The 564-nt window shown below is 63.7% G+C and carries 1 protein-coding gene; it reads right to left on the reverse strand.

Annotation, left to right across the window (positions count from 1 at the left end; translation table 11 throughout):
- On the reverse strand, positions 1–564 hold a 564-nt coding region (locus WFQ67_RS30200; protein WP_337059004.1), incomplete at both ends, for a DDE-type integrase/transposase/recombinase.

The raw sequence follows: 564 nt of genomic DNA on the forward strand, positions 1-564 counted from the left end.
CCGCGTCGTGCGGTACCGCAGCGCCTGGCTGTAGGCTCGGGCCACCGACTCGGCATGCAGGCTGTCGTGGACGTGATGGCCGACGATCTTGCGCGAATAGGCATCGGTGACCAGGCTCAGGTAAAGCGGACCGCTCTGGCTCGGCAGATAGGTGATGTCCGCCACCCAGACCTGCTCCGGGGCGCAGGGCAACACCTGCTGCGGCCCTGGCTTGAGCAGATTCGGATGACGATAGAACCGGTGAAAGCTGTGGGTGGTCTTGTGGTACGCCCGCTTGGGTTTGACCAGCAGGCGATGCTCCGCCAGCACCCTAAACAGGCGATCCCGGCCCACATGGAACGCGATCCTGGCCTGATCCTGCAGCAAAAAATGCAACTTGCGCGTTCCCAGACGGGGCTGCCGCATCCGTACCTCACGCACGACCTGGGCAATCAGCGAATCTTGCTCGGAACGCCGGTCCGCCGAGCGGTTGCGCTGGTAATAGGCTTGGCGACTCAAGCCCATGAACTGGCAAGCCCTGCTAACGCTCAGCGCCGGGACTTGCCTTTGCGTGAGGACTTGCCG

Origin of the sequence: Pseudomonas sp. USHLN015 (assembly GCF_037153275.1) — a bacterium.
GTDB lineage: Bacteria > Pseudomonadota > Gammaproteobacteria > Pseudomonadales > Pseudomonadaceae > Metapseudomonas > Metapseudomonas tohonis.